This is a genomic window from Bradyrhizobium sp., assembly GCF_019244115.1.
Lineage (GTDB): Bacteria > Pseudomonadota > Alphaproteobacteria > Rhizobiales > Xanthobacteraceae > Bradyrhizobium.
Window position 1 is genome coordinate 1 of the sequence record NZ_JAFATE010000109.1, and the last position, 2198, is coordinate 2198.

At 67.0% G+C, this 2198-nt stretch carries 2 protein-coding genes; both read right to left on the reverse strand.

Annotated elements, in window-relative coordinates; translation table 11 throughout:
• Positions 1-728 (reverse strand): UDP-N-acetylmuramate--L-alanine ligase (locus tag JOZ76_RS05100; RefSeq protein ID WP_291697540.1); only part of this gene is annotated, 728 nt, incomplete at its 3' end.
• A 181-nt stretch (positions 729-909) separates the two neighbouring features.
• Entirely contained in the window at positions 910-2010 is a 1101-nt protein-coding gene (gene murG, locus JOZ76_RS05105) for an undecaprenyldiphospho-muramoylpentapeptide beta-N-acetylglucosaminyltransferase (protein ID WP_291697541.1), read from the reverse strand.
• Positions 2011-2198 lie beyond the last annotated feature (188 nt).

Below are 2198 nucleotides of genomic sequence, written 5' to 3' on the forward strand. Positions count from 1 at the left end.
TGCGGATTTTCGCCGTAAGTGATGACGCGCCGGTCCTCGATCCGGCCGACCAGCGCCTGCACCACCGGATGGTCGATGCACATGACCGAGAATCCGTAGAACGGGACGTTTTCCACGAAGGCGCGGAACGCCTCCTGGATTGCCTCGAAAGTCTTGAAATGATCGAGATGCTCGGGGTCGATGTTGGTGACGATCACGACATCGGCAGGCAGTTTCAGGAACGTGCCGTCGCTCTCGTCGGCTTCAACGACCATCCAGTCGCCCGCGCCGAGCCGCGCATTGGAGCCGTAGGCATTGATGATGCCGCCATTGATCACCGTGGGATCGAGGCCGCCGGCATCGAGCAGGGTCGCGACCATCGTGGTCGTGGTGGTCTTGCCGTGGGTGCCCGAGATCGCGACACAGCTTTTCAGCCGCATCAGTTCGGCGAGCATTTCCGCGCGTCGCACCACCGGGATGCGCTGCGCGCGCGCCGCGATCAGTTCCGGATTGTCGCGCTTGATCGCGGTGGAGACAACGACGACCTCAGCGCCCTCGATGTTCTCCGCCTTGTGACCGACGAACACCTTCACGCCTTTCTCCCGGAGGCGAACGACATTGCCGCCCTCGGCCGCGTCCGAGCCTTGCACAGTGTGGCCGAGATTTTTGAGCACCTCGGCAATTCCGCTCATGCCGATGCCGCCGATCCCGATGAAATGGATGGATCCGATATCGCGCGGCAGTCTCATGCTGGTCCCTCGAGGCGTCTCGCTCGCGAGGCTCAAATCAGCCGCGCGGGGTACTGGATGCCCCGCTTCCGCGGGGCATGACAAGCGATTTTTCCGGTCATTCCGGGGCGTTCGCATCGCGAGCGAACCCGGAATCCCGAGACTCCGGGTCCAGTCCTTCGGACCGTCCCGGAATGACGGACTAGAGAGCCGCCACTTTCATGACCAGATCAGCCAGCCGCTCGGCCGCATCGAGCCGTCCCACCGCGCGGGCCTGTGCGGCCATTGCTGCCAGCCGTTCCGGCGCTGCAGCCAGCGCAGCAATTTCGCCCGCCAGCCGCTCTGAGGTAAATTCGCTCTGCGCGACGCGCAGGCCACCGCCCGCCTCGGCCAGCACGCCGGCATTGGCGAACTGGTCCTGGTCGATCGAGCCAGGCAGCGGCACCAGGATCGACGGGCGGCCGATCGCGGCGAGTTCCGCCACCGTGCCGGCGCCGGAGCGCGACACGATCAGGTGATTGGCAGCAAGCCGGGCCGGCAGGTCGGCGAAGAACGGCGCGAGTTCGGCCTGGATGCCGAGCCGATCATAGAGCGCGCGCACGCGCGAGGCGTCCTCGTCGCGGACCTGCTGGGTGAGGATCAGCCGGCCGCGCAGGGCCGAAGCGAGCCGTTCGATCGCGCCGGGCACGATGTCGCTCATCACCCGCGCGCCCTGGCTGCCGCCGACCACGAGCAGGCGGAACGGCTGGTCCGGCTGCGGTGCCGAGTATGCCGCGGCCGCAGCCGCGAGAACCGCGGGCCGCATCGGCGTGCCGACGGTGGTTGTCTTGGAGGCCAGTGCGGGGTCACGGTCGAGCACGCCGGGCAGCGCGGTCGCAATCGCGCTGGCATGGCGGGAGAGGAAGCGGTTGGCGCGCCCAAAGACGGCATTGGCATCGTGAATGACGCTCGGCGTGCCGGTCAGCCGCGCCGCGACCAGCGGCGGCAAAGTCGGATAGCCGCCGAAACCGACCACCGCAACGGGCTTTCGCCGGCGGATCAGGTTGAACGCAATCGCCGTGCCGCGGAGCAGCGCGACGCCGGTCCGCGCCAGCGACAACGGGCTCCGGCTGCGCACCGTCTCGCTCGGCACCACGTCGATCATCTCGCGCGTGAACAGGCCACTGAAGCGGAGCGCGCGGGCATCGGTCGCGAGCCGCACGCGAAAGCCGCGCTTGATCAGCTCGACACCAAGCGCTTCGGCGGGGAATAGATGGCCGCCGGTGCCGCCGGCGGCGAGAAGAATGAGGGGTGAAGTCTCCATGGGGCGCAGTCATACAAGGAACTCACCGTCATTGCGAGCGAAGCGAAGCAATCCAGCGCCATGGAAAAGATTCTGGATTGCTTCGGCGCTAGAGCGCCTCGCAATGACGGTGAGAGTTCGGGCCGTTGCTACGCAAACCCACGCACGGCGCCTTCGATCGATTCCACCTCGGTGCTGGGTCTGAGCCG